At 53.2% G+C, this 2,646-nt stretch carries 2 protein-coding genes; both read right to left on the reverse strand.

What is annotated here, in order from left to right; genetic code table 11:
- Positions 1 to 788 precede the first annotated feature (788 nt).
- The gene (locus PKE80_RS09180) at positions 789 to 1,643 is read right to left on the reverse strand and encodes a hypothetical protein (protein ID WP_126849362.1); all 855 of its coding nucleotides are present in this window, start codon (positions 1,641 to 1,643) and stop codon (positions 789 to 791) included.
- Positions 1,644 to 1,999: 356 nt separating this feature from the next.
- On the reverse strand, positions 2,000 to 2,545 hold the full coding sequence (locus PKE80_RS09185; protein ID WP_271182231.1) for a hypothetical protein: 546 nt from the start codon (positions 2,543 to 2,545) through the stop codon (positions 2,000 to 2,002).
- Positions 2,546 to 2,646: the final 101 nt, after the last annotated feature.

Consider the following 2,646-nt stretch of genomic DNA (forward strand, 5'->3'; position numbering starts at 1 on the left):
GCAGCGGACCTATCCCGCCGCTACCGTGGCCGACTATTCCACCGCCGTTCTCACACATTGAAGGTTTGCTTTGTGAGCGCCCGCACGTGTTGAGATGTTTATGTAATACCCCTCTGCGCTTTCGTCGTAGGAAACCGTCAAGCCTTGAGTATCAAGGCCGCAGTCCGCCAACGCTTCGATAGGCGGCTTGCTAGGGGGTGCAGGAAGATCAATCACGAAGAAATCATCCCATGGTTGTTTCTTGTCCGCAATGGGGCGTGAACGGAAAGGCGCAAAACGGCGGGTCAGAGTGGGTTACCTGCTGCTGTCCCGTGCAGCCCTTATTGCCCACCGTGTCAGCAGAAATACGCCAAAGGTAATCGCGACCGAAGGAAGCAAGACCTGCGTGAGAAAGCCCTTCTTGCAGTCGGTGTAAGGCTCGCAATCACCGATAGCATCGATAAAAACCAAGAAAAGGAAAATCGGGAAGCCGAGCATTATCGCTACTAAGCAGCCCCATTTGCCCTCGGTGCTAAGGCCGCCTTTGGGTCCGATATCATCCATATGCGGAGGCTAGCTATAATCTCAATGACCGCAATGGGGCGTTTGCCGACCGGTGGGTCTCGGATTAAATTTCCGTAAGGCCGCCCGTCGGCTTTGAAGCATTACCCTTCGGGCATCCAACGGCAAAGAAGGGTGGATAGCGGACAGTCCCAAAGTGTGTTCGCGACGACCGCTTGCTATTCTGAATTTGATGTATGTGCTTTGATCATTCGTGGGACGAGAGCCTGACAAGGTGCCGTTACGAATTAGTTAGACAGGTTCTCAGCTTCAGGGTTTGGGGCCATCCAAAGCTGCTCTTGCGGGAAAGGAAAGCGGATTGAGGCCGACCATTTACGGCCATCGATCTCGACAGCACCTTTCGGGTTCCTCTTTGCCAGAAATTGTCTCAGCGGCTCCAATTCAGTTGCTGGCAAAAATAAGCTGTAGCTGTCTCCTCTTCGAATGGTGCGCTGATCAGATAAGCCCGGCCAATCCCGATCCCATTTAATAGACGGATCAACTGCGTGCTCGTAGGGCCAGACCATCACTTCAACCCATTGGGGTAGCCACCTTTTCGACTTTGCATGGTGAAACGAACGCAGCGTTTCAAAGGCCTCCCGAATTGAATCTGGAAGAGAGGAGGCAACATCCTCATCGTCGAGTGAACCATAAACATTGAGGAAAACGGGATCGCCTTTATATAACAACAATACGTTGTCAGGCTGGTCAGTAGCTTGTGCTATCCGATACCCACCTTTTAGTGCGGGTTTATGCGCAGGAGTTAACTGTTTCCGAATTCTCTGAAGCTCGGCAGCGCCAAGTTGGGCCGTGCGAAATTCTTCGCCATCGCGATAGATAACATGACCGTTCTCATAGAGTGCGAACTTTGGTGAGTCCGAGCCAATGACACTTTTCCATGGGTCACTCTCAATGAAGACAATCTCCGGCAGCGGTTCTGTGCCTTTCCGCAGCTTCGAGAGCAGCTTTGGTCGTTCAAAGAACCGCACGTCGTCGAGAACAGGTGTTATTTTGCGCGCCTCGGCGCTTCTGTCATCCTCAACTGCGCAGCCGCAAAGCATAAGGCTTAACAGTGCAATACGAAGGACATTCCGCTCCAGCATAAGCTACCGTCGTCCGAAAGAGAGCGCTCCGCAAGCAGCAATTTCCGTCACAATCTTCAAGCCGACGACCCGTGAAGCAGCGGTCGCGGGCATTCGAACAAAGGATGGTGATTGGCCGACTTGGGGCGTGTTCGGTCAGGCGGGTTTTCTTCGCTCGCGGCGAGCACCGGACGGACAGCTATAGAGCGCAGCGTTCACCCCCACGGAATGGCGAAACGGGTGGGAAGCGGACATTGCCCCACCCACTCCGCTCATGCTGAGCTTGTCGAAGCATGGGAACCTGGCGCCACGCCTCGGGGCCTTCGACAAGCTCAGGCTGAGCGGGGTGGGGAGGTCTGATTTGGGTGGGGGAGCGGTCATTGGCATAGCCCACGTTGGCGGAATGCAATGATCCATTCTTGGACTAAAGCATCCGGCGCAGGCGAAACTTTCAATATGCGGGTGGCAAAGAATTCTCTGGAGTACATGCCGAGGTGCCCAAACTTTCCTTTGGAAACCGAAGGCCGTCCTTCAACGGTAATACTCGCGAAGCCTGTCACATCGCCAATACATTCATATTTCCGATTAAGTTGGTTGTCCAAATCCTTCCCGCATCCGGCCTTTGGGCAATGGAACCACGCGCTACGATCGTCGCGTCCAGAAGTGTTGTGTATAACGGCGAAATCTGGGCTTGTGAAATTTGAGGCCTCAAAGCCGGTCTTGAGAATGCCTGAGTAGATTTGCTTATCACCAAGGGTAGCGCATCGAAGTGCTTCTGGTGCAATCTCAGAAGACCGGGAATAATTCGGAAATCCCACCTCACAGGCTGATTGCAGCAGGCTTGATCTATCAAAATGATACCAAGCTATTAACCCCAAACAGAGCGCTAGAAGAGTGGATAAAAGAGGGATTTTCGCGCTCATGCCTCAAACATACTCATTGCAGCGATGTCAGCAATGGGGCGTTTTCTGTAACCGCTGAACCCACCCCACGTATTCCGGGAGCTTGCTGATGGTTAGGCTCG

It is taken from the genome of Novosphingobium resinovorum, assembly GCF_027922145.1.
Taxonomy (GTDB): domain Bacteria; phylum Pseudomonadota; class Alphaproteobacteria; order Sphingomonadales; family Sphingomonadaceae; genus Novosphingobium; species Novosphingobium resinovorum.

Bases quoted from the DNA above. Each gene is read 5' to 3' on its own strand.
- PKE80_RS09180 (WP_126849362.1), bottom strand. From the start codon at position 1,643: ATGCTGGAGCGGAATGTCCTTCGTATTGCACTGTTAAGCCTTATGCTT.
- PKE80_RS09185 (WP_271182231.1), bottom strand. From the start codon at position 2,545: ATGAGCGCGAAAATCCCTCTTTTATCCACTCTTCTAGCGCTCTGTTTG.